The 23,482-nt window shown below is 44.9% G+C and carries 17 protein-coding genes; 7 read left to right on the top strand and 10 right to left on the bottom strand.

From position 1 onward, the window contains the following. Nucleotides 1-54: 54 nt before the first annotated feature. The 3 genes from DRW07_RS11155 to DRW07_RS11165 all read right to left on the bottom strand — a co-directional run bounded on the left by DRW07_RS11155 (nt 55) and on the right by DRW07_RS11165 (nt 4,481). On the bottom strand, nt 55-1,083 hold the full coding sequence (locus tag DRW07_RS11155) for a sulfotransferase family 2 domain-containing protein (RefSeq protein ID WP_124027992.1): 1,029 nt from the start codon (nt 1,081-1,083) through the stop codon (nt 55-57). Nucleotides 1,084-1,090: 7 nt separating this feature from the next. Further along, the gene (locus DRW07_RS11160) at nt 1,091-1,912 is read right to left on the bottom strand and encodes a phytanoyl-CoA dioxygenase family protein (protein WP_124027993.1); all 822 of its coding nucleotides are present in this window, start codon (nt 1,910-1,912) and stop codon (nt 1,091-1,093) included. 127 nt (nt 1,913-2,039) lie between these two features. Continuing rightward, nucleotides 2,040-4,481, bottom strand: a complete 2,442-nt coding sequence (locus tag DRW07_RS11165; protein WP_124027994.1) for a DUF305 domain-containing protein — start codon at nt 4,479-4,481, stop codon at nt 2,040-2,042. Nucleotides 4,482-4,686: 205 nt separating this feature from the next. Between DRW07_RS11165 and DRW07_RS11170 the strand changes: the two genes are divergently transcribed. The 3 genes from DRW07_RS11170 to DRW07_RS11180 all read left to right on the top strand — a co-directional run bounded on the left by DRW07_RS11170 (nt 4,687) and on the right by DRW07_RS11180 (nt 7,699). Continuing rightward, on the top strand, nt 4,687-5,487 hold the full coding sequence (locus tag DRW07_RS11170) for an MBL fold metallo-hydrolase (RefSeq protein WP_124027995.1): 801 nt from the start codon (nt 4,687-4,689) through the stop codon (nt 5,485-5,487). A gap of 100 nt (nt 5,488-5,587) precedes the next feature. Beyond that, a complete protein-coding gene (locus tag DRW07_RS11175; protein WP_124027996.1) occupies nt 5,588-6,511 on the top strand; it encodes a LysR family transcriptional regulator in 924 nt (307 codons plus the stop codon). A gap of 48 nt (nt 6,512-6,559) precedes the next feature. Continuing rightward, entirely contained in the window at nt 6,560-7,699 is a 1,140-nt protein-coding gene (locus tag DRW07_RS11180; protein ID WP_124027997.1) for an alanine racemase, read from the top strand. Between the two features lie 10 nt (nt 7,700-7,709). Here the strand turns inward: DRW07_RS11180 and DRW07_RS11185 are convergent, their stop codons facing one another. After that, nucleotides 7,710-9,350 (bottom strand): FAD-binding oxidoreductase, encoded by a 1,641-nt coding sequence (locus DRW07_RS11185; protein WP_124027998.1) that lies wholly within the window; start codon nt 9,348-9,350, stop codon nt 7,710-7,712. A 211-nt stretch (nt 9,351-9,561) separates the two neighbouring features. On the opposite strand from DRW07_RS11185, the gene DRW07_RS11190 reads away from it, so the two are divergent. Further along, complete coding sequence (locus DRW07_RS11190; protein ID WP_124027999.1) at nt 9,562-11,253, top strand: ATP-binding protein; 1,692 nt, start codon at nt 9,562-9,564, stop codon at nt 11,251-11,253. A gap of 123 nt (nt 11,254-11,376) precedes the next feature. Here the strand turns inward: DRW07_RS11190 and DRW07_RS11195 are convergent, their stop codons facing one another. The 3 genes from DRW07_RS11195 to DRW07_RS11205 all read right to left on the bottom strand — a co-directional run bounded on the left by DRW07_RS11195 (nt 11,377) and on the right by DRW07_RS11205 (nt 15,321). After that, a complete protein-coding gene (locus DRW07_RS11195; RefSeq protein ID WP_124028000.1) occupies nt 11,377-11,805 on the bottom strand; it encodes a hypothetical protein in 429 nt (142 codons plus the stop codon). 126 nt (nt 11,806-11,931) lie between these two features. After that, nucleotides 11,932-14,412 carry a penicillin binding protein PBP4B gene (pbp4b, locus tag DRW07_RS11200; RefSeq protein ID WP_240630585.1) on the bottom strand — a complete coding sequence of 827 codons (2,481 nt, stop codon included), beginning with the start codon at nt 14,410-14,412 and terminating at the stop codon, nt 11,932-11,934. Between the two features lie 183 nt (nt 14,413-14,595). Continuing rightward, nucleotides 14,596-15,321 carry a M15 family metallopeptidase gene (locus tag DRW07_RS11205; RefSeq protein WP_205665393.1) on the bottom strand — a complete coding sequence of 242 codons (726 nt, stop codon included), beginning with the start codon at nt 15,319-15,321 and terminating at the stop codon, nt 14,596-14,598. A gap of 309 nt (nt 15,322-15,630) precedes the next feature. On the opposite strand from DRW07_RS11205, the gene DRW07_RS11210 reads away from it, so the two are divergent. The 3 genes from DRW07_RS11210 to DRW07_RS11220 all read left to right on the top strand — a co-directional run bounded on the left by DRW07_RS11210 (nt 15,631) and on the right by DRW07_RS11220 (nt 19,766). Next, complete coding sequence (locus DRW07_RS11210) at nt 15,631-17,508, top strand: glycoside hydrolase family 3 protein (RefSeq protein WP_165870479.1); 1,878 nt, start codon at nt 15,631-15,633, stop codon at nt 17,506-17,508. Nucleotides 17,509-17,543: 35 nt separating this feature from the next. Further along, on the top strand, nt 17,544-18,707 hold the full coding sequence (locus DRW07_RS11215; RefSeq protein ID WP_124028002.1) for an acyltransferase family protein: 1,164 nt from the start codon (nt 17,544-17,546) through the stop codon (nt 18,705-18,707). Nucleotides 18,708-18,920: 213 nt separating this feature from the next. After that, on the top strand, nt 18,921-19,766 hold the full coding sequence (locus DRW07_RS11220; RefSeq protein WP_124028003.1) for a MurR/RpiR family transcriptional regulator: 846 nt from the start codon (nt 18,921-18,923) through the stop codon (nt 19,764-19,766). 1 nt (nt 19,767) lies between these two features. Here DRW07_RS11220 and DRW07_RS11225 read toward each other — a convergent pair whose 3' ends face one another. From DRW07_RS11225 to DRW07_RS11235, 3 genes are read right to left on the bottom strand one after another with little or no spacing between them, the layout of a single operon-like run. Continuing rightward, a complete protein-coding gene (locus DRW07_RS11225; RefSeq protein ID WP_124028004.1) occupies nt 19,768-20,940 on the bottom strand; it encodes an exo-beta-N-acetylmuramidase NamZ family protein in 1,173 nt (390 codons plus the stop codon). Next, entirely contained in the window at nt 20,933-21,889 is a 957-nt protein-coding gene (gene murQ / locus DRW07_RS11230; RefSeq protein WP_124028005.1) for an N-acetylmuramic acid 6-phosphate etherase, read from the bottom strand. The genes DRW07_RS11225 and murQ overlap by 8 nt, the downstream gene beginning before the upstream one ends. Next, nucleotides 21,886-23,475, bottom strand: coding sequence for a sodium:solute symporter (locus tag DRW07_RS11235; protein ID WP_124028187.1), 1,590 nt, complete (start codon nt 23,473-23,475; stop codon nt 21,886-21,888). The genes murQ and DRW07_RS11235 overlap by 4 nt, the downstream gene beginning before the upstream one ends. Nucleotides 23,476-23,482 lie beyond the last annotated feature (7 nt).

Raw genomic sequence — 23,482 nt, forward strand, 5'->3', positions numbered from 1 at the left:
TTCTGTAAACATCAAAAAGGGGCGTCAGGCCCCTTTTTTACTCAGCTTATTGATTTAGTCCATTCTGAACAAGTGTTGTCCCGAGTGGGCGCAAACCACCTCTACGTTATCGTCATCGTTCAGCACAGGAAGCTTGTTCAAATTAAAGGTAAACCCAATATGCCCCTGCAACGGCTGACGGACCCCTTTACATGAAATGGGATTATGTTGTTCAGCCTTACATTGAGCAACTTCTTTATTGTTGATGAGCAGCGCCAGCGTCACCGGCGTATTTGAAAACGCCTTGAACGCTTTTCCTATAATTTTAGTTTTAGTGAAACGCCAACCGCCATATAGCCAATCAACGCACTGTTTTTGACTCGATAAACGATAGCTGAGAAGCGCTTTGCAGTGGCCGTATATCTGCATATCTTTAGCATTGTTTTCTACAATTAATTCACGCAGGGCTGTGTCGACTTTGTATTTTGGTTGTGATTTACCTGGGTTTTGATTTTCTCTAAGTAGTTGAAGATCAAGATTGAACAGAATGTTAATCAGCGACAGTGATTCCCTGTACTGTTCGCATAACCCAACAAACCCCCAATACACCGGATTCAGGCTGCCAAACTGATGATACTGAACATTTTTGAACCTAGGCTCTCTGATAAAGGCTTCTATGCTTCCCGAATACTCATTCAGTCGCGTTTTGTGATGATACTCAGAAATAACCCGGTCAACAGGGTCTCTAATAAAGATCACACTTTGATAGGGGAAAAAGTGATGCATGTGTTTATCAGCACCAAAATGACCGGTGAGCATATAGTCTTTTTGTGTGCTCAGGAACGCGCCAATTTCTTTTTCTTTCCCTTCAAGCTTATACCCAAGTTGGTTTAATACTGGCGTAGTTTTATTGTTGTCTTCGCCGTAATCACAAAATACGTGTTTAAATTTTTTAGACCTTTCCGCCGCCATTCTAAAACTCGTTCCACCGGTTTTAGGGGTATGAACAAATAACAAAGGCAGCCTTGCGTCGTTGGTACGTAAACTGTGATAGAGGGTTTTACGCAGTCTGTTTCTAATAAGTGTGATTTTTTTTGAGCGCATCAGGTCGTTAGAACCGTTTGACCAGTTTTTTAGCTTGCTGTTTTGCCATGCGTACTAACTTATCTGACAGCGTTTCTTTTTCATCTATCCATGTGGGCTGGCGCCATGCGATATTGTCAGGCGTTGAATTCATGGGCGTGTAGTACTTACACCCTTTGAAATAGTAATGTGTAACCTGACTAAAACGAGTTTTATTTGCCATACGGGGCTTACTACCACCATGAACCAAATTGGCATGCCATATTAAAGCCTGCCCTTTTTTTAATTCAGCATAAAAGGGCGAAATATTGGACTCGGCTATACGCGCTTCAATGAACGATTCGTAATGTTTGTAATTGTCATAGCCAATTCCCATGCCCACGTCTTGCATGTTGTATTCCGGCCATTTGTGAGAACCTGGGTAATAAACTAGTGCCCCGTTGTCTAAGCTCACATCTTCTAAAGCCACCCACACGCCAGCCATAAAACCCGATGGCATTGAATTAAAATGAATGGTGTCCGAATGTGCTTTTTGCTGAGTACCAACGGGAAAATTGAGTGTTTGAAATGCGAGCGGGGTACGCGCAAACAGCTGCGCTAATGCATCAAACGCGCTGGCGTTTAAAGCGATGTTCTTAATCGCGTCGCTGTGTTTCCAGCCATCCTGAATTCTGATCCCAGGCCATAATGCTCGGCCGTCTCGTTCCTCTTCAATCGCTATTTCCATATCACTGATTGCCGAGTCGATAGTCGCATCGTCCAAACCAATGTCTATGATAAGGAAACCATTTTGGTTGAAGGATTCTACCTGCTCGGCGGTTAGCGAATCATGTTTCAATTGCCCGTTCATTGCACTTCAGTTTCAAGAGGAGTTATGGCCGTAAAGCCTTTTGATAACTAGCGCGCCATGGTACAGCATTTTGTGAAAATAACCCATTAAAACCAGCCCACCAGGGCTGGTTTTAAAAAGGCCAATATTAGAGCTGCTTCGCAATCCCTGTCAGGGTGCTGGCTAAATTGCTCAAGCGGTTGGAAGAAGGCGTTTTGCTTGCTAGCTGCTTGACCATATCAGATTTTTGCTGAAGTAGGGTCGCTACAGATTTATCTTGCATGCCAGCGTCCAATACTTGCTGTGCACGACTCAACGTTTCCCTCAAAGCCCCAGATACTTTTTGGTCGATTTGACTATGACGGTCAAGCTGATCTAGGTACGCCAATGCCACCACAGGGACGTCTGGCCATGTCACAGGAAATTGCTGCTGTGGGTTAAAAGTATTTCCCATGTCTGCCAACTTCGCCGCAGCAATTTCGTTTTCAGACAAAAACTCGCTAGGCGTGAGTTCGAAAACGTCCAGTCCTCGGATTATGGCTGTGCCATAAATTTTCCCGTTATACCAATAGGTTGACCAGTAGCCACCAATGACAACTTCTTCGTCGTGAATAGGGCCGCGGTCAAAATAGGCAATTTCCTGTGGTTCAGATGCCGTTGTAAAGTCCATTAGCGACAGGCCACCCTGATACCAAGCTTGGGCAAAAATATCCCGACCCGGCACAGGCACCACTGACCCATTGTGAGCCACACAGTTTTCGAGTTCAGATTGTGGTGCAGGAATTTTGTAATAGCTTTCGAATTCAAGCTTACCGTCAACAATAGAATAAAGAGCATTGGCCCCCCACTCCTGAGGATCCGATGGTCTGCAGCGAGGCTGGGTCCCGCCTCCCCACTCATCGGTGAAGACCACTTTAGTGCCATCATTACTAAAGGTTGCAGAATGCCAGTAAGCAAAACCTGGGTCAGTCACTGCATCAATACGCTTTGGATTATATGGGTCAGAAATATCGAATACGATCCCGTTTCCGGAGCATGCGCCGGCGGCAATATTGGCCGATGGAAACACGGTAATATCATGGCACTCATCGGTAGGACGAGTATCCTGCGTGCCCTCACCATGATCACCACCTAGCCATAAGCCGGCAACCCGCCCCTCATCATCAGCAAATACTGCTGGGCTTGAGGTAATACGCGCTTTTGATGGGTCTTTAACAGGGATTTCTACCACATCAATTCTGAACAACGCCGTGCGCTCATCACCGGCGACTTCACCAATACAGCCCGCTAATTCTTCGTTATCCCTAACAAATGATGTGCCTGAGTTATACACAAGGATAGTCTCATCGTCAGCTTTCACCACGGAATGCGTATGCGAGCCACGGCAAGTTTGTACCAGACCTACTTGCTTAGGACGCGTAATATCTGAGATATCGAATATTCTTAATCCACGAAAGCGCTCGTCGCTAATATCACCGTCTACACCCTCAAGTCCGCAATCGATGCGGCCACGATTCTGTTCAACAGACATAATTAACAAGTCACCGACAATTGACACATCGCCTTGACCACCTGGACACACAATCGAACTCATCAGGTTTGGTAGACCCGCATCATTGAGTTGATAAATATTAAAGCCATGATAGTTACCTGCTACCAGGATATCCTCAGAGAAAGCCATATCGGTATTCCAGAAACTGAGTAATGGCCAGCGATCGCTATACTGAGTTTTAGCATCGCCAGCATCCTCCTCTCTGTCTCTTGTCACTTCCGATTCTTCGCTCTCATCATCTTTACTGGCTTTCTTTGGCATAACTGGGGGAATATTGGCCGGGTTTTCCGGATCAAAGAAACCAGCAGGCTTCGGCAAGGTGCTTACGAGTGTCAAATTTTGAATGGCTTCGCCCGCGTTTCTGAAACCTGGAGATAAATTTGATCTTGGATCGCTAGAGAGGTTTGCCAGCATGTTATTCATTTGAATAATCTCTGCGGTCTGATCAGCGACGATGTCTTTTACGAAATTATATAATACCGGGTCATAGGCAGCCCCTGCAGTATCGAGTAGGTCATCAACCATGTCTACGGCCCCCTGATGATGGGGTATCATCAAGGTTAAAAAGAGACGGTCAAATTCGGTACCCTCTGCGTCAGCCAGCTCGGCCATTTGCTCTGGCGTTGCCATGCCCATAGAGGTTGGATCCATGTGCTTAAAATGCGCCGACTCTGTCTCTTGGCCACGTTGTGTAAGCCAGTCTTGCATAAACTTAATTTCATCAGCCTGAGACTGCTCTATCCGCCCTGCGATGGTAAGGATCTTTTTATTATTGGTTCGGTCAGCAACCAGGTTACCCATTTCCACTGCTTGTGCATGGTGCGGGATCATGTGTTGCATGAACGCAACATCTGCTTTAGTAAAACTGGTATCCGCGACTTTTATCGCCTGATCTTTGTCGAGTTTTTTTGATTCTTGTCCCGGTGCACCCGGTTGAATAATTGGTACTTCCTGTGCATTGGCTACGGGCGACAAGCCTAGTGATAATGCCGCGCATACACCGAGATACAGGGGTTTTACAGAGAACTTAACTGACATAGGTTTCCCTTCAACATTTTTATTATTGATATTTTGTGAAGCAGTATCATGCTGGATACTGACACGCTTTTAAAGACAGTTACTACGAATTAAAGCCAATTAAGGTTGAATGGTTGAGAGTTTTAACACGAATATCTCAACGTTGAGCTTCACATGACTTATTGCTAACGTACACCGCAATTGAAGTCTCAGTATCACCCTAAGCATGAAACTATTCATACTAACCGCATTTTTTTATATTGCTGTAGCGACAGCACACCCTACACATGAACATAAAGATAATGTGGCCCATTACCTTGGTAACGAAGCAGTATTGGTAGAGAGTGGTGAGCATAAAGTGTTATTTGACCCGTTTTTCCACAATGGATTTGGCATTTATCAAAAAGTGCCACACAACATCAGACAAGCCATTTTCAAGGGCGAAATACCATATAACAATGTCAATATGATCGTCATTAGTCATGCCCATGAAGATCACTTCTCTGCTGACGATGTAGCACGCTATATGACATTGCACCCCACAGTAAAACTCGTTGCTCCACAGCAAGCGATTAATTTGTTGTCAAGTGATCATGTAAGCGCAATGAAAGAGAGAATTTATGCCATCGAGCTTGCGTTCAATTCGTCTCCCTGGCAGAAGCAAATTGAAGGTGTTCACGTTGAAGCCGTGCGCATTCCCCATGCAGGCTGGCCCGGTCGGGCAGACGTAGAAAACCTCGTTTTTCGCTTGTCCTTTGCCAATACGGCCACGGTTATCCATATGGGAGATGCCGACCCACAAATTGAACATTATCAGGCCTATCAGTCACATTGGAACAAACGTGACACCCAGATTGGATTTCCACCCTATTGGTTTTTAGAGGGTGCCGAGGGCCGCTATATTCTGGAAAAGACCCTACGAGTAAAGCAAGCAGTAGGCGTACATGTGCCGATTAAAGTCCCCCTAAAGCTGCAACAAACCGAATTAGACTATTTTTCCAAACCCGGTGAAAAGCGGGAATTTTAACCGCAGACAGACACAGCCTAGGGTAGTACCGACCATTTTTACTAGCCATTACTTTGATAATCCACCAAAATAAGGCATATCTTTTTATTTTTTATTGAAAATGAATATTAAGCATCTCGCACTCTTTGTCCGTGTAGCGACCACCCATAACATCACTCAGGCAGCCGAATCACTGGGAATTTCACCTGCAGTCGCTAGCTCCTACCTCAACAAGCTGGAGCAGGAACTTGGTACAAAGCTACTTGATCGCACAACGAGAAGTGTCTCACTGACAACTGAGGGAAAAGCGTTCTTGTATCATGCTGAAGACGTTTTGAGCAGTGTTGATACTGCGAAAGCCTCTGTAGGTAAAGGCGCAGTAGTGCCAAGTGGTACACTACACATTGCCGCACCCGCATCATTTGGGCGCATGCACCTCATCTCAGTAATAAATGGATTTGTCGAGTTATATCCGCAACTTACTGTCGATCTGAGGCTCTCAGATACTCGGGTTAGTGTTATGGAAGACGACGTTGACATTGTCTTTCAAAGTACCGTGTTAGCGGACAATGACATTGGCGCTATAAAATTGGCCGACGACATAAAAGTGGTGTGTGCTTCACCCTCTTACCTTTCGCGTTACGGCTTGCCTACTCATCCATCAGAACTCAAATTGCACAACTGTATAACTTTCTCAGGTAAACAGCACTGGACCTTTCAGGTCGAGACGAACCTGCACAACATTAAGGCCAGCGGTAGCCTTTCTATTGATCACGACGAGGCCATCCGGGATGCAAGTGTTGAAGGAATGGGAATCTCTATTAATTCCACATGGAGCGTGTACCAACATTTGGCAAATGGAGAGCTCATTCAAGTATTAAGTAACTACTCACTTACTCCAGATAGTTTTATATACATGACTTATTCAAAGCATCGACAACTGACACCTAAAATACGTGCCTTCATTGATTTTGCCAAAGATTACATTGGAGAAACGCCCTACTGGGATGAAATAGTTACTAATTCCGGTCGCTTAATGCGCTAGCTATGCTAACGTATCCTCGTATTATTACCTGATAAAGTTCGCCTTTTTATGCTTTCACTTTCCAACTTGCCAACGCCTGCTTGCCTCATTGATAAGGTGAAGATGCAGAACAATATCGCCCGACTATCAACACATATAGGTTCGCTTGGTTGCCGCATCAGGCCCCATGTGAAAACGCACAAATCTGTCGAAATTACACAAGCAATATTTGAGGGTGGCAACGCCAGTGGCATTACCGTTTCAACGTTAAAGGAGGCCAAGCATTTCTTCGCCCATGGTTACAAGGACGTGCTGTATGCCGTTGGCATAGTACCGAGCAAACTAGAAGACGTAGCACAGCTTTTAAATCAGGGGTGTCACCTAACCATTATATTGGATAGTGTCGATATGGCGACTCGAGTTGTTGATTCAGCAAGCGCCTTTGGATGCATCTTTCCCGTAATGATTGAATTAGACACCGACGGACACCGCTCTGGCGCAGACCCTCAGGGTCAGGAAATTATCAATATAGCCAATGTTTTACATCAATCTGAACACACTGAACTCAAAGGTGTAATGACTCATGCAGGTGAATCATATAACTGCTTTAGTCATGAAGAGCAACGCACCATAGCACGGCAGGAAAGAGACCTCTCTATTCTCGCAGCCAACCGCATCAGACAGCAGGGTATAGAATGTGCTGAAGTCTCCATTGGCTCAACACCCACTGCCTTCGCCATTGATGATCTCACCGGTATAACAGAGGTGCGGGCAGGCGTGTATGTGCTCTTTGATTTAGTGATGGCCGGTTTGCAGGTGTGTAAGAATGAGAATATAGCAATGAGTGTGCTGGCCAGCGTGATAGGCCATCAGCAACATAAAGACTGGGTTATTACAGATGCAGGTTGGATGGCAATGTCCCGTGATCGGGGAACAGCATCACACCCCGTAGACCAAGGTTATGGACTGGTTTGTACAGTTGAAGGAAAAGTAAAAGCTGATTTCATTATCGCAGACGCCAATCAGGAACACGGTATTTTGCAACACCGCAATGGGTCATCTGAAACAGCAATTTCAAGCTTCCCGTTGGCAAGTAAACTGCGCATTTTGCCCAATCATGCCTGCTCTACAGCAGCACAATATGACCACTTTTTTCTTGTAGAAAACGACACTGTATTAGCAGAGCTCAGCACGATCAGTGGGTGGTAATTATGCTTCGTTATGGGTTGTAACGACCGGGCGCAATAATATTGTTGGGGTCGAAAACTGCTTTTATCGACTTTACTATTTGCCAGTGCATTACGTCGGCCGAAAGCACCTCTCGCTGTTGCGTAACGTTCATTCGGTATGGCACATATCCTCTCTTACGGCCCTCTTCATAGAGCTCGTTTAAGCAATCATAGGCATTTTGACGAGCTTCGGGATTGTGCAGATCAAAAATAATCGGGATAGTCGAGTCGATACAATCGTGTTTAAGGTTAGTAAACGTTATCAAAGGTTCAATTTTGTACTTTGGCGTTGTCTTTCGAATAAAAGCGACAAATTCTCTTATTTTTTCTTCATTCATCGGGATAAGTGGTGCATACCAGAGTAAACCACATGCGTCGGTCGCAGGATTCATGATACGTGATTTGTCGGGTTGAACCCTTGGATTGCGCCAATAGGCCAGTGGAAGCGCAACCTGCTGTGGTTTACCCAGCATAATATCAATGCCTTCATCTAAAGCCTTCAATTGCTCTTTTGCGGCCTTTAAAAAACCAAAGGGGAATAAGTTGCTGACTAGCTTTCCTAACTTAATTAACAAACCGTCTGACCAAATAGTTTGATTGGCGAAACCAGCTCGTTTGCGAATCAAACTTTTTACCGCCTTTACTACGCCTTTTTGACCGTAGATAGAGCCTGCTATCATCCATTCAGATACGTCATTTTTCTTCGCCAGTTCAGCAATTTGTTCATCTGTCATAACACTGTGACTGCCATTTCCATTTGGATTTTCCGCCACCATTGCCAGTAACCTGCGTTTGTCCATAAGATTAATAGAACCGATTATGCCTTCGAAATCTCTGAGTGTATCTCGGATAAAGCGCACGGTTGCATCCAGTTTCTCAGCGTCATTTATCTTGATATAAAAAGAAGTAAAACCCTCAGGCTTTTCCGCAAGCCGTATTGTAATGTCCGTCACTATGGCCATGGAAGACTGGGTAAACAGCCCATCTATGTAGGCGCCAAGCCCCCACTTGAATGAATGATCGACAACCTTTTCGTTAGACAGATCGAGCGTTCCTACACCTGACTCATACAGGCAGGTTTTGGCACTATTCTCCCAAAATTCAGGGTTGGGAATTATAGCTGTAATTTTATTTACAGCAGCAAAATGGTCAGTGTGGGGTGTAATGCCATATCCCCGCTCAAGCGCGTTGGCCAATATACTGCAACTCGGTCCGGCACCTGTAACGGGTGTCATATAGGGCCAATCATTGTCCTTGAGGTAATCATATAACTGCTGCTGCGTGACACCTGGTTGCACGGAGATCAACCCCAACTCTTTACTAATTGGCGTGATCTGATTCATGTTTGCCAGATCAAGTAACACCACCTCTCGCTCATCACTGTGAGCAATACTGCCATAGCCCCAATTGTTTCCGCTGCTAACGGGTTGGAGTATAAACCCATGAGTAATAGCCAGTTCAATGAGCTGCCTGATATCTTCATGGGTCGTCAACGAAATTGCCGCAGAAAGTAAAAAGGACTCACCTAATGTGTTTGGCACATATTTTTGCGCTGCCTGCTCAGCGTTCAATAAGCTCTCTTTGGGCAAATTTGTAAAGTGGTTACTTAGAATCTCACTTACCGCTGGCATTGCACTCTCCTTTTAGCTCAGCACCATTGACAAACATAGCAGTTGCAGCTTTCCACCAAGCTATATGCTTATACAATCAATAAAAATATAGATCTAGTCGATGATAATAATAAACGACTACAGTTAGCATAGTTTCTGTTGACTCGCTATTCATAAAAACAAGCATATAATCATTAATAACACATCTGATAGTGAGCCCAAGGCAGAATTAGTGCAATCATCGAGCGCCAATAATGAAGAAATGCTGAAGCATGCTTATATTAGTGCGATTCTCAAAGCGCTGGCTTATTTCAGTTTACCCTTCTTGGCAATATCTGTTTACTTCAACCTTATTGCAGATACGCGTATTGTTGCACTCACTATTCAAGTCATTATTTTTAGCGCATTTATTCTTTTGTATCTTTACAGGCACAAATACAAAGCGCATGCCCTTTCTTGGTCATTAACATTAATGGCCTTACTTGCCGCCAACCTTAATTGTTTGGTCAATGCATCGATTAGTCATTCAGGCGTCGCCGCTGTTATATGCAGTTTGACTCTTGCCGTTATAAGTAACCGAGCCTCACAAGTGATGATACTCGTGCTAACGCCTGCTACCTTATTTACCAGTTACAGTTATGCGGTGGACTTTTCCCCTCAAGATACTGAGGTACGCTGGCTACTCGTGATCCTTACCGGGCAACTCATTGCGCTCAGTGGTATGAATTTTCTATTTCGTCGCATGGAAGCCTTGTTTAATAAAGAACACGAGCTACGCCTTAGTTCAGAAGCGGCAGCCAGAGAAAAAAGCCGATTTTTAGCTAATATGAGTCATGAAATTCGCACTCCCATCGCGGGCATCATCGGCATGCTGGACAGGTTAAGTTATGAGGAACTTTCCGCTCAACAACAAGAAAAACTGCGACTGGCACAAAACAGTTCTGAGCTTCTATCCCGGATCGTAGATGATATTCTGGATTACTCGAAGATTGAGGCGGGAAAGTTTGCGTTGTATTCAGAAGCCTTTTCCCTTGACGAGGTTTTTGAGCAAGTCATGTTCATTACTAGACCCAGTCTGCCGCAGTATGGCAATACACTCAATTACACTAAAAACTGGGAAGATACCCTTGTTGTTGGTGACAAAACGCGTCTACAGCAAATACTGCTTAACCTACTTAGCAATGCCAATAAATTTACCCGCAATGGCATGATATCCATGACAGCATCACTGAACCCCAGCGAACAAGGCTATACATTAACATGCAGCGTCACTGATACCGGAATCGGTATGGACTCGAGCCAGTTGGCACAGCTTTTCCAACCCTTCCATCAAGTTGACAACAGCACCACTAAGTCGGTGCAGGGCACGGGTTTGGGCCTGGTAATTTGTCGGCAAATTCTCAAGCTGATGGAAGGCAAAATTGATGTGACCAGCCAGCCTGATAAGGGCAGCACCTTCTATTTTGAAGTGCCTTTGTCTCGCGCTACTGAACAAGACAAACCTCAACCTGATAACAGGGAAAATAAGTTCAACATTGCGGGTATGAGTGTGATGGTTGTAGAAGATAACGACATTAATCAGGCAATATTAATAGACATGCTGGAAAGCCTAAAAGTAAAAGTTCAGCTTGCGGAAGATGGAAAGCAAGCCATTGAACAATTGCAAAGACTGAATCCTAACGACATCGACGTTATTTTAATGGACTGTCAAATGCCTGTTTTAGATGGCTACGACACGACAAAACACATTCGTTCAGGAAAGGCAGGAGTAGTGTGGCAATCAGTCCCAGTTATTGCGCTCACTGCCAATGCGTTAGATGGCGACAGAGAAAAATGCATTGCTGCCGGTATGAACGACTACCTCAGTAAACCGGTCAACAAATCGCGCTTACAAGCCACTATCGCCAAGGTAATTAATCAATAATATTTATTCGCTTGCCACTACAAATAGCTCTAGACAAAAATAAAGGCCAGATAAAATAGGCCGAACCAAGCAAAATACTTGAGTGCGCGAGATAGTTCAGGATACGGCTGGAGCAGTGAGAGCTTACTTAGCAGATTCATGCTCTTCAGGTTTGTTGCGACGCCAGACCTCAAATTCTACCCTCACCCCATTTTCCCAGCGCTCGTTGTGCCACTCATCGCCATTTATTTTGTAGGTAAAAACGTATTTTTTGCCCTTTGGAGACGAGAAAGAATTGTAACTGGGCAACTCAATGTATTGGTCATCAGTGAACCAATATTGACCAGCGCCTGCGCTCCAGAATGCTTCACCAGCCATGGTAACAAAACTAAAGTGCTGTTCGGTTATCACTTTCAGAGACTTAAAATTTAAGTCACTGTATTGAACTCGCTTACCGTCCTGATCGATATATTCGCCGGAGACTAACTCCCAGGTTCCGACAAAGGGATGCGCATGCAAAGAGGCTGACACCAACAAAAAAATCACAGGTAAAAATAAAACAATCCGTCGCATAACCATCCTTTCTGATTAGGTGCTTGAATAAAGCCGACGCCCTAGCAGGCGAGCGAGATGAATATATCTGATCGCTGAGTCTCACACAATGACATCTTGATTGCAGTGGTCAGCCACAGCAATGGGTTAGTGGTTCAACAACGCCTCATACACCAAACTTATCACGTTGCCATACCGGCCTGATTCGTACGATCGGCCCTTAAACTCGAGCCCAGACTCTTCATTATCGACTAATGGTGTATGCCTAAGGTTGGTCAGATAAATAATAGCCAGATCGTGTTCTGGGTCAATAACAGACACAGTACCGGTCCAGCCGGTATGGCCAAACGCAGATGCACTGGCATAGGGGCCAAAGTGTGAAATTTTTTCGCCTTCACTGGCTCTGCGCCATCCCAATCCGTACGTCGCATCGTTTTCTTCTGGCTTGACGAAGCTGTCTACGACTTTTCCATTAATCAGTTCAACATCACCATAGCCACCGCGATTCAGCATTAATTGTGCTAAAACAGCGAGATCATCAGCGGTGGAAAACAGGCCAGCATGGCCAGCAATGCCACCCGACGAATAAAATGCTTTTTCATCGTGGACTTCTCCCTGAAGTACGTGCTGTCGAATATTATCAAATGTAATACGCCCCCCTCTGGTATTGCCCTGAATTTCTGTAGCGGCAAACTGGGCTGCACCAAACCCTTTATGCAAAGGGTTGAATAACGTATTTTTTAGCCCCAGCGGGTGGTAAAGCTCATGTTCTACGTAGTCATCAAGTGGCATACCTGCTACTTTCTCAACCAGCACACCTAACAACATATAGTCTGTATCGCTGTAAACAGGCGCGTTACTGCCATCAGACACCAAAGGCACACGGGTTAATAACAATGATTCTGTGCGCGAGCGGTTCTGAGAAAAAAAGCGTTTCCCCAATGGATTCTTGCTGTCAAAGAAGCGGACTTCAGGTGCATAGCCCGCCGTATGGGTAAGCAGGTCCCTTACCAATCGCGCCTCTCTACCGCCACCGCGATACTCAGGAATATAGGCAGAGACGGGTAAATTAACGTCCAGTTTTTCCTCGCTAACCAATTTCATCAAAGCCAAATTGGTTGCAAACATTTTTGTATTTGACGCGAGGTCAAACAGGGTATCAGTTTTCATTTCAACCGGTTGTGTTAGCGGTATTCCGCCATCAGCGTATTTTCGCGAGTAACCATAAGCGGTGCGCTTGACGATTTCACCGTCTTTGACCACCAGCAAAACGGCACCGGGGAAGCCGTTTTTAACATCCTGTTGAATAAGTTTGTCTACGGTAGAAAAACGTTGTTCATACTGTTCCGTTTTATCAATGAGCCGGGGGTAGGGAATGCGTATTTCAATTTGCCCGTCGGCAGGTGAGATTGATTCGACATATAAACGATTTGCGCCGTCTATCGTTCTGCGCGATAACGGATAAACGTATTCATGCAATGGCTTCAACGGGTCTGCAATGTTGAGCTTTTCACCATTCACAAAAATGCTGGCTGACTCAGCATTTATATTTTGAATAGTGATTTCGCCGCGTCCTTGGTAAGACTGAAAGGACAGTCTGTTATCGGTCAGTGGATTCTCTGTCAATGAAACATCACCAAACGCCCGATCAATTTGTCCGCGCTTAACCTTTGATTCAACTAATACAGGAATATCACTCACTTCCTTTGTGTAAGCCTGCATGAGACTCTCCACTTTTTCAGGAAAGTATCTGTCTATTAGTGCAAATAAGGTGGCTAAAGTTTGACTGTCCATTTGGCCAGTTACACGCCATGGCACAAAATGCATTTGAAAAGCTGACAATGTGTCTATGGTGGCTGGGTCGAGTCGTCCCGTTTCCTCTTGCCCATAACCATAGGTTCGAAGAGCTTTTTGAACGAGCCCTACCGACGGGAGAACATCGTTAAATTGTTGCCAGTATTTCTTAACGGTTTCCACCTCATACCAAGCGCCAATTCCAGCTTTGTACAATTCGTACCAAGGAAATCTTGGGCCTGGATCGTTTTTGCGGGTTGGGGCAATATCGGAATGCCCCACAACCTGCGTCGGGCCAATGTCAGGATTGCGGGCCAGTATGTCTTTACTCAACGTGATGAGCATTTGAATTTGCTCTGGGTCGTAGTCGGGAAAAACACACATTCTTCCTTCACCATGTTCCCTTCGGCTGCCCTCGCCACCACTGTCGTATTCACACTGAGGCACGTTAACAATTTCAATGCCAATAGATTGGTCATTGATGTTTTCCCTGCCCTGCCAATAACTTCTGCCGGCATGCCATGCTCTGTCGTGCTCATGCACCAACTGCATCACTTTTAACACATCGTAGGGGTAGCTGATATCGTAGTTTTCAGGCAATAAATAGTGCGAGCTGACATTTCCAGGTTCAACGAGCGCATTCACTGATTTCTGATAATCAATTGCAGTGAAGTGCATGACCAAAAACTTCACTCGTTCACTATAGTTTTTAGACGGTAATTGTTCATAAGAGTTGCTTGCACAACTGCTAACCCCTATAAGGGCGAGAATAAAAAAAGCCATCTTAGACATAGACTTAGCCCGTCGCTGGGTGAACAAAGTCAAATTTTTCATAATGGGATGCGCGCTCTACTTTGAGAAGAATTCCAATTGGCTAACAATCTGAAACAGTAGCCTTGAGTGTAACCTAGCACAATGGGCTCACATGTAAATATTTTATTTTCTTAAACTGGAATATTTAATAATATTTTATATAGCAACATGACTCCTATTGCGCCAGTCAAATCAGGTGCCGCCCTAACGCGTATTGTCAGTTGTTAGTTGCAAAGGAAAGTCAAAATAGGTATTTGGATACACCTGTTCCTGTTGACTGAAATGCCACCACTCTAACTCGTAGTTCACAAAATTGCCTGCCTGCATATAACGAATTAATCGCTGTCTGTTTTGAAGAACCGATTCGCCTACCTCACTGTTTACTGTGTGTGATAGAGGATCAAAAAAGTCAAACGGTGTACCCATATCTACCGGCTCCCACGTGTTCTCTGCCGAACGCTTTTCTAACGTCACATCTAATGTTGCCCCTCTGCTGTGTCCAGACTTTTCAGCAATATAAGGTCCGAGCAAAGTGCTTTTAGGAATATTGGGGTAGTAGTGGGTTTTGGTTACTGTGTCGGCTAAATTGCTCGCCCATCGGACAAAGTGCGAAACAGCTCGCTGTGGCCTGTAGCAATCCAATATTTTCAAGCGGTAACCCTCCTTAAGGGCTGCATTTGAAGCTTTCACTAACCCTTCAGCCGCACGTTTTTGCAACACACACAGTGGTGCATCATAGCCATCAACGGGTGTGCCAACAAAGTTGTCTTTACCATAGTACTTGATATCGAAGTGCGCTTCCTTAACGAGGTCATTGACGATGATAAAGTCATTTGGCATCAGTTTATTATCCGTTGTCCTATTCGACGACAGACTGCAACCAGCCAGTGTAAAGCAAATAAAACCTAATATTCCGAACGCTTTTTTCATTTTGTCGTTACCTAGTCGCCGAGCATAAAATCATGAGAGGAAATACATCTTTTAAAAACAAGCACGCGTTAGCAAAAAATACAAGAAACTTGCTCAATGCGAGCGCAGAAATACATAAATTGCTGTTGTCATTTTGTTGATCCTATGTAAAAACCATTGCACCTTTACTAAAATGCCAACATAATGACAACGTTGACAATACTACAAAGAATAGAGTGGCAGACGTAGAGAAACACGTCGAATTGCCAATAAATCTAGAGTGATTACAGTAACTTACTATCGGAAATATGCATTATGAAAGCAACATTTATGACTAGCACAACCAAGTCTATGCTAGTTGCATGTGGCCTTTTGCTGACGGCTTGCTCACCGCAATCCCAGGAAAAAGAAGCTGCTGCAGCACCTTCAGACGCATCATCAAGTGAACAGATCAGGGACGCACTGGCGCAAAAACTCATGCTGGACATTCGTCACTTCTGCACCGATGGCACAAAAGGCAATGCATGTCGAACGCCTACTACATCTATCCCAGATGAATTAAAGCCTATCATTACCCAAGATAAGATTGGCGGTATTATTTTGTTTGCTGAAAACTTGCAATCAACCGAACAAATCATTGCTCTGAATCATCAAATTCAGAATTTAGCCGCAGAGGCAGGCATCCCACCGTTACTCATTTCTGTCGACCAGGAAGGCGGACGGGTGGTGCGTATTCCGCCTGATTTTGCTTCGGCATTCGCGGGCAACATGGCCATAGGTGCAACGTATACTAATTTTGATACCAAATTTGCTTCAACATCCGGTTTTGCCATTGGTCAGGATTTACAAGTGCTGGGCTTTAACGTGAACCTTGCGCCAACGGTAGACGTTAACGTTAACCCCGAGAACCCGGTTATTAACGTTCGCTCCTATTCTGAAAATCCTGAGTGGGTAGGTAAGTTAGGTTTGGCTCAAATGGAAGCGATGCAACAAGCCGGTGTGGCCATTGCTATAAAACACTTCCCTGGGCACGGAGATACAACGGTAGACAGCCACGTAGGCCTGCCATTGGTGTCTCATGATCGCGATACAATTGAACGTGTTGACTTAGCACCGTTTAGATACACAGTGTCAAATGGTGATGTAGACATGATCATGACTGCGCACATACAGTTTCCTAATTTAGACAATACTACTTTTGTCACTAAAGACGGAACAGACAGCATAGTGCCTGCCACTATGTCTTCAAAAATTCTAAGGGATTTACTACGTGACGATATGGGCTACAAGGGTGTAGTAATCACTGATGCACTCGATATGCACGGTATAGCGCATTTCTTTGAGCAAACTCAAGCCGTCATCGAAACCTTTAAAGCAGGCAGTGACATTGCATTGATGCCTTTATACATCCGCAGCCCTGAAGACGTTTCTTTAGTGAGTAACCTACTAGACGCCTTAGTTGCAGCTGTTGAATCTGGCGAGCTGGACAGAGACGATGTTCTCGCATCAGCAAAGCGTATCACTGATCTAAAAGACAAGTACAAGGTTCAAGAGTGGGCAAAAGCGCCATTGGAAACCCTGGTCAAAAATGCAGCTGAGTATCAGGAAAGCAGAGTCCACAGAGCCGCCGAGCAGGAACTGGCGGATGCCTCTATTGTGATGGTTAAAAACAATGACATTTTCCCTATTACAAAAGAAGATGCCAACGTGCTGATGTACATGCCCGACGACATGCGATGCAAAGCAATGGAGTCTGCTTTCGCCAAGTACAAGCCTTCGGTTAATGTGACTTGCGAACATTTGGCGTCGGTAGACGATACGTTTACCCCGTCAGACTCAGCCGTTGACCTGGTAATTTTAGGTGACATTTCGCCTCAGCAAAGTCCTGCAGAAGTCGCCAATGATGCCAGCGCAGTACAAATTCGTTCTACACCAGAACAGGTAATGGCTGCACAGCAAAAAATTGCCGAGTACTATCACGACAACAACACTCCCCTGGCTTTCGTTACTCTTCGCACGCCCTATATCCATGAGAAGTTTGAAGACGTTAGCGATGCGCAAATGGCCGCGTTTTCGTATAACATTTCTATTGATGCAGAGACTGACATAGTGTCAGGCCCAATATTTAATGCGCTTGTCAAAGTCATGGTGGGAGACATTGAAGCCAAAGGAAGCTTACCTGTTTCCATTTCTAAAAAGGCACACTAGTAGTGTCTTGGTTGTCCAGTCATATCAGTGAGGTAATGTCTAAATTATCTCAGGATAGAATGCTTGCTATAGATGCATTACGGGGTATTACAATTACCGCCATGATCTTGGTGAATAACCCAGGCAGTTGGCAGTACGTGTACCCACCACTATTACACGCAGAGTGGCACGGCTGGACACCCACAGACCTGATATTCCCGTTTTTTGTGTTTATTGTTGGGCTTTCAATGAGCCTGTCAGTCCCTAAGCAACTTGCGAAGGGTCAACCAAATAGCGCAATACTCAAGCAAGGGTTAATACGCTGCACTAAGCTTATTTTACTCGGCCTTTTTCTGGCAGTGTTTTATTACAACACCTTTGATCCCAACTACAACTGGTGGACTGATCGAATTGTAGAAATACGCTTGCCAGGCGTTTTGCAGCGTATTGGCATTGTCTTTCTACTTACACTGATGCTTATGTTGTGGCTGAACAATCGAGGCAGAATTATTGCCTTTGGTGCATTAATGCTAGGATATTGGGCAAGCATGCAGTGGGCCGTCTACTATGATGCTCAAGGCAATGCCTATTCTGGGCTGTTTGATTTTGGCAATAGCTTCGCGGCATGGCTGGACAGTGTCGTATTCGGCTCTGCGCATGTCTATTACCCAAAAGCCACACCCTTTCCTTTTGATCCTGAAGGTATATTTAGCACCTTGCCAGCCGTTGCAACCTGTTTAAGTGGTGTTTTTGCTGGCCAGTGGCTGGCCAGCAATGCTAGCTTGTCACGAAAGACCCTCATGCTCGCATTAGTAGGGATAGCTGGATACTTGGCCGGGGAATTTTTATCGTTTGTTGTACCTATTAATAAAGCACTTTGGACGCCAAGCTACGTATTGATGAGCTCGGGACTGGCCTGCCTCAGTCTGGCACTGTGTTTATTTTTGATTGATATGAAAGGCTTCAGGAAATGGACTGCGCCCTTCGTAGTCTTTGGTGCCAATAGCATCGCTTTCTTTATGTTCGCCGGTGTGTTGGCTAGGATTCTAATCATGATCCCAGTGGGTCAGACGTCATTTCAAGGCTGGCTATATGCCAGTGCCTTGCAACCTGTATTTGGAAACTACAACGGCTCACTGGCTTTCGCTTTGCTGTTTTTGCTTGTGAGCTACCTAGTGATGTTTGGCATGTACAAACGTGGCATTATTTGGAAAGTCTAGTCAGAATTTAGAGCTGTAAAGGTGGTCATTTAGAATAACCACACTACAAGCAGGCAATATTTCTTTCAAAAATAAATGGCAAATGGAAATAAAATATTATTTTAATTTTTTACCAGCTTAAATACGTTATTTTTAGGATAATAAACAAACAGAATAGTAATTATTTAAAATTGCGTTAGAATAATCTTAAAGAATAAAAAATTTATCTGAACCATGTCGACTTTTACAAAAATAAGAGCTATCAAAAACAGCCTGTCAGCCAGTGAACTCAAATTAGCCAATTTTACCTTATCCTCAGCCAATGCTTTGCGTGAGTTGTCATCACAAGAATTGGCCAAAGTGGTTGGAGTGAGTCAATCCAGCGTTGTGAAGTTCGCTCAGAAGTTAGGCTATAAAGGTTATCCTGCATTCAAACTTGGTGTGATTGATGCGCTTAATGGTGAGGCCAGCGACAATAAACTGACTGGGAAAATCACCCTGAGTGACGACCTGAATCAAATTGCTGACAAGTTGCTGTCCAGTAAACATGCTGTGCTGAATGAAACTAAGCACCTCAATGATCCTCAGCCAATCAGTAAAGCGGTAGAAATTATTAAGTCGGCAAGGCGCATTCTAATTTGCGGCCTGGGTGGCTCTGCACTTGTCGGTAAAGATTTTTCATACAAACTTCAGAAACTTGGGTTGTTTGCGATAGAAGAGCCTGATGGTCATGCCCAGCTTGCTATTGCCTCAACCTTTGGAAAAGGCGACCTGGTTTTTGCTATCAGTGAATCTGGCAGCACCAAAGAAGTGGTCAGAGTGGTGAATCAGGCCAAAGAAAATGGCAGTCAGGTTATTTCACTCACTCGTTTTGGCAGTACCCCTATATCCGACCTCGCTGACGTCAAATTATTCTCTGTCGCTGAAGAAGAGGCGACTAGATTGTCTTCAATTCTGGCACGCACGGCCCAAGAATTTATTATTGATATGGTATTCATTGCCATTACACAATCGTCACGACAAGGCAGACAATACCTCGAAAAAACCCGTACCGTTGTCGGCGAATTCAGAGACTCCTGACTTAGGGATATAAGAGATAGGGCTGACGTGCCAGTCGAAAGTCAGCCAGGTCTGTGCGCCATGACATTCTGACCCGTTCCCATGTTTCTCCCGCTTCCAATTGCTTTCTTAACCTGTCAGTTCCTGCGAGCTTATCGAAGAAGTCAGGTGAGGTAAAAAATGGGGTATCAGTGTTTTTGAACTTTTTGAACACCTCAAACAATAATCCCAAATCCAAGCCCGCTATGTCGCTGTTGCGCAAGTCGATACCGAACAGTGTCTTTCCCTTCAATTTTGGGTTGCTTGCTGCACCCTGAATAGATCGAGGTTTGAATGTAAATGTTCCCAGTTCAACAGCGTGATGTCCTATCACCTGAAAAGGAAAATCTGTCCCTCTGCCAACACTCACCACTGTCGGCTCAAATAAACACAGTGATGGATATAACTGAATGGACTGGTCATTAGGTAAGTTTGGACTAGGAGGCACAGGCAAAGAATAAGGCATTTGCCTTTGATATGCCTGCATAGGCACGGTGTGAAGGATAAGTTCTTGGGCGGCATTTATCCATTTTTCACCCTTTATCATTCTGGCTAACTCAGCCACTGTCATGCCATGCAATAATGGTATAGGATGCATCCCCACAAACGATTCAAAACCGGGTTCGCGAACTGGCCCGTCTACAAATGCGCCATTGGGATTGGGCCGGTCGAGTACCACCATCTCAATGCCCTGTTCCGCAGCAGCTTCCATTACGTAATGCATTGAGCTGATATAAGTGTAAAAGCGCGCCCCAACATCTTGAATATCAAACACAATCACATCGATGTTTTGCAATACGTCAGGCTGTGGCTTTTTATTCTTGCCATAGATAGAAATGATCGGAATCCCTGTGACTGGATCAAGCCCGCTTTCTACTTTAGCGCCGGCATCATGATCGCCACGAAAGCCGTGCTCAGGGGCAAAGATACTGACAATATCCATCTTGTCTGCTAACAAAGTGTCGACTAAGTGCGCCTGTCCAACTCTGGACGACGCATTCACTACCAAGCCTACACGTTTATCTTTTAGCAAAGGCAAGTAGATGTCCTGACGTTCAGCACCTAGCAAAAACGTTTTTTGTTCACTATCTGCATACGCAGAGGGGCCTGCTAAAAACAGCAGCACCCAAATGGCGCACCACAACCACTTAGTCATTGCCTTGTTTGTCCTCTACTGACGCACGTAAGAATCCGTGGTTCTTGTCTAAAAGGGCTTTGGCATCTTGCGCACCAAGCCCGGTCAATACCATCAGAATAGCTAGTTTAGCGCTATTACCCGCAAGCTTAAGTGCCTGTGCAGCAACCTCTTTTTGGCAGCCTGATGCCTGCATAACAATCCTTATGGCACGTGCTCTGAGCTTTTCGTTACTGGCATTTACATCTACCATAAGATTTTCATACGATTTGCCAATGCGTATCATGCTGGCCGTAGTCAGCATATTCAGGATCATTTTTTGTGCAGTTCCAGATTTCATTCTGGTTGAGCCTGTAAGCGCCTCAGGGCCCACCTCCGCGCAAATTGCAATATCAGCAGCTTCAAACATAGGTGCCCCCTTATTGCACGCCACTGCCACCGCCACAGCACCAATGGCGCGCGCATACTCAAGTCCAGATATCGCATAAGGTGTGCGACCACTGGCAGCAATAGCAACCAACACATCTTTTTCACAAAACCCAATATTCTTTAGATCGCGAATGGCCCCGTCGCCATCATCTTCTGCTCCTTCGACAGCCACTTTTATAGCCTTGTCACCGCCTGCAATTATGCCAACAACCATACCCGCTGGCACACTGAATGTAGGTAAGCACTCAACGGCATCTAAAATACCCATTCTGCCACTTGTACCGGCTCCCAAATAAACGAGACGCCCGCCTTGTTTAAAAGCCTCGACGATTTTGTCAGCAGCCATCGCAATATTATCTAATGCCTTTCCAACAACACCTGCAACAAGATGGTCTTCCCGGTTTATTTTTTCAACAATTTGACGAGTGGAGAGTAAATCGATGTCTAATGTATTCGGATTGCGACACTCAGACGTAATCGTCTCTAATTGAGACAATAATTGATCCGTTACATTATTTTCTTGTTGGCTATTTGAATTCATGATGATACTGCCGGTTGTAATTGATCGTTTTGCTTGGTTTGCGCTTTACCAAGCCAACAAATAAGGGTTGAAATGGCAGTACCAATACATAATTGCCATGTAAACCCAAGACTAAAATGATATTCGCTAGGAAGTACACTTTGCATCACATAGGGCTGCATAAATAGTGTGCTAACAAAGCCGCCAACCAGGGCTGCTGTCACTGAGTTTTTGGACCCTCTAGCAGAAAAGAGAGTGATCAAATACACACCGAGTAATCCACTGTACGAGAATACCATTACACTCAGCGCAAATTGCAGGAGAGGCATGTCTGTATATTGTTGCCAGTAGTAGCAGAGGCAAGCCATAGCTGCCAGGGCCACAGCGACGATAATCATGGCGATTTGTCCGGCTTTGACATAGTGTTTTTCGGCATGATTTACGTTTCTTTTTAGCTGATAAGGCCTGTAGATATCCTGAACCAACACAGACGCCATCGAGTTGAGTCCTGAATTGAGCGTAGACAGCGCGGCCGCGATAATACCTATGGTCACAAAACCTTTAACACCAGCGGGTATTTGGTTAAGCACGTAATACATAAAAATGGTGACATTCTCACCTTGGAAGTTTGGTGTGCCCTCTAACGAGCCCGACTGGCTCATAATATCCGGGCGCTGATAGTAGATAAACAGCAGCAGTCCTATGCAGATAAACAAAAACATAACAGGGATCACCATCACTACAGAGAACAACATGGCTTTACTGCCTTCCTTTGCATTTTTACACGTGAGTACGCGTTGCGTCATGTCTTGATCTAATCCAAAAGCAGCGACATTCAAGAGTACAAATCCCGTCATTATGGACCAAAAGTTAAACACACCTGACGGTGAAAAATCGAGGTCAAAATGAAACAGACTTAGCTTAGACTCCATATCAGGGGCCGGCGCCTGCAGTGCGCTAACAATGGCAGGCAGGTCTGCGGGAATCGCCTCAAGCAAGAAATAAATGACTAATATCGCCGCACTAACATAAACAACACATTGCACAACATCGCTATAAATAACCGTTCTTATGCCACCGTATACCGTATACAGCAAGCCGATAGCGGTCATGAGTACAATAGACCAAACAACGCTGCTGGCTTCAAAATTGCCAAATAAGATCATGGAAACCGCAATGGCCGCCATATAAAGTCTGGCACCACTGGCAAACACCCTGCCAAACAGGTACATAATACCTGCTTGCTGCTTGGCGCTCTCACCAAATCGTTGTTCGAGCAACTGGTATACCGTATACACCTTATGTTGATAGAAACGCGGAATTAAAAAAGCAGATACCAGCAAAGCCGCGATAATAGCCCCTATATTGGTGGTCAGGTATGATAAATCACCCCGATACCCTTGATCCGGACCGCCTAAAAACGTGGCGGCCGATTGCGACGTAGCCAGAACAGAAATCGCCACCACCCATACGGGCATACTGTTTCCACCAAGGAAATAATCCTGACTATTGGCTGAGCGTCGATTAAAAAACCACCCTGTGGCAAGCAGTACAGCACCGTATGCAGCAAAAACTATCCAATCCAGTGTGTCGTACTGAGAAAACACTTGCTCC

The sequence above is a fragment of the Paralteromonas sediminis genome, from assembly GCF_003820355.1.
GTDB classification, from domain to species: Bacteria; Pseudomonadota; Gammaproteobacteria; order Enterobacterales; family Alteromonadaceae; genus Alteromonas_F; species Alteromonas_F sediminis.

Excerpts from the sequence above, each read along its gene's own strand:
- DRW07_RS11225 (WP_124028004.1), bottom strand. The coding sequence starts at position 20,940 with ATGACTAAGTGGTTGTGGTGCGCCATTTGGGTGCTGCTGTTTTTAGCA.
- DRW07_RS11165 (WP_124027994.1), bottom strand. The coding sequence starts at position 4,481 with ATGTCAGTTAAGTTCTCTGTAAAACCCCTGTATCTCGGTGTATGCGCG.
- DRW07_RS11205 (WP_205665393.1), bottom strand. The coding sequence starts at position 15,321 with ATGAAAAAAGCGTTCGGAATATTAGGTTTTATTTGCTTTACACTGGCT.
- DRW07_RS11185 (WP_124027998.1), bottom strand. The coding sequence starts at position 9,350 with ATGCCAGCGGTAAGTGAGATTCTAAGTAACCACTTTACAAATTTGCCC.
- DRW07_RS11220 (WP_124028003.1), top strand. The coding sequence starts at position 18,921 with ATGTCGACTTTTACAAAAATAAGAGCTATCAAAAACAGCCTGTCAGCC.
- DRW07_RS11170 (WP_124027995.1), top strand. The coding sequence starts at position 4,687 with ATGAAACTATTCATACTAACCGCATTTTTTTATATTGCTGTAGCGACA.
- DRW07_RS11160 (WP_124027993.1), bottom strand. The coding sequence starts at position 1,912 with ATGAACGGGCAATTGAAACATGATTCGCTAACCGCCGAGCAGGTAGAA.
- murQ (WP_124028005.1), bottom strand. The coding sequence starts at position 21,889 with ATGAATTCAAATAGCCAACAAGAAAATAATGTAACGGATCAATTATTG.
- DRW07_RS11195 (WP_124028000.1), bottom strand. The coding sequence starts at position 11,805 with ATGCGACGGATTGTTTTATTTTTACCTGTGATTTTTTTGTTGGTGTCA.
- DRW07_RS11180 (WP_124027997.1), top strand. The coding sequence starts at position 6,560 with ATGCTTTCACTTTCCAACTTGCCAACGCCTGCTTGCCTCATTGATAAG.
- DRW07_RS11155 (WP_124027992.1), bottom strand. The coding sequence starts at position 1,083 with ATGCGCTCAAAAAAAATCACACTTATTAGAAACAGACTGCGTAAAACC.
- DRW07_RS11215 (WP_124028002.1), top strand. The coding sequence starts at position 17,544 with ATGTCTAAATTATCTCAGGATAGAATGCTTGCTATAGATGCATTACGG.
- DRW07_RS11210 (WP_165870479.1), top strand. The coding sequence starts at position 15,631 with ATGACTAGCACAACCAAGTCTATGCTAGTTGCATGTGGCCTTTTGCTG.
- pbp4b (WP_240630585.1), bottom strand. The coding sequence starts at position 14,412 with ATGAAAAATTTGACTTTGTTCACCCAGCGACGGGCTAAGTCTATGTCT.
- DRW07_RS11175 (WP_124027996.1), top strand. The coding sequence starts at position 5,588 with ATGAATATTAAGCATCTCGCACTCTTTGTCCGTGTAGCGACCACCCAT.